This is a genomic window from Thermoactinomyces sp. DSM 45891 (genome assembly GCF_900119485.1).
Lineage (GTDB): Bacteria > Bacillota > Bacilli > Thermoactinomycetales > Thermoactinomycetaceae > Baia.
In genome coordinates, this window is the sequence record NZ_FPJZ01000011.1 from 36,002 (window position 1) to 36,346 (window position 345).

The following is a 345-nucleotide window of genomic DNA, read 5'->3' on the forward strand; positions in this document are numbered from 1 at the left end:
TCCATTAGCTACAAAAACTTGATTGGTACTTGGATTTACACGAACCTCGAATGAACCGCTTCCTACTGTAACAGTAGCAAGTACTGTATTTGTATCTCCATCTATGACAGTGACGTTATTAGAAGCATTATTGACCACATAAACCTGATTAGTCATGGGATTTACGTCTACACCGGATGGCGTACTCCCTACTGTAACGGTAGCAAGTATAATATTTGTATTTCCATCTATGATAGAGACATTGCTAGAGAGAGCATTAGCTACATAGATCATCGGCATGGCTACAAAAGACCCGGTTGGACCTGTTACTCCATCTAATCCAGTGGCTCCGGTTGCTCCTGTTAC

1 protein-coding gene is annotated in these 345 nt (G+C 41.7%); it reads right to left on the reverse strand.

The features are described from left to right. Positions 1-345, reverse strand: a 345-nt coding sequence (locus tag BT147_RS09930) for a YncE family protein (RefSeq protein ID WP_502688564.1), incomplete at both ends; no start/stop codon positions are given.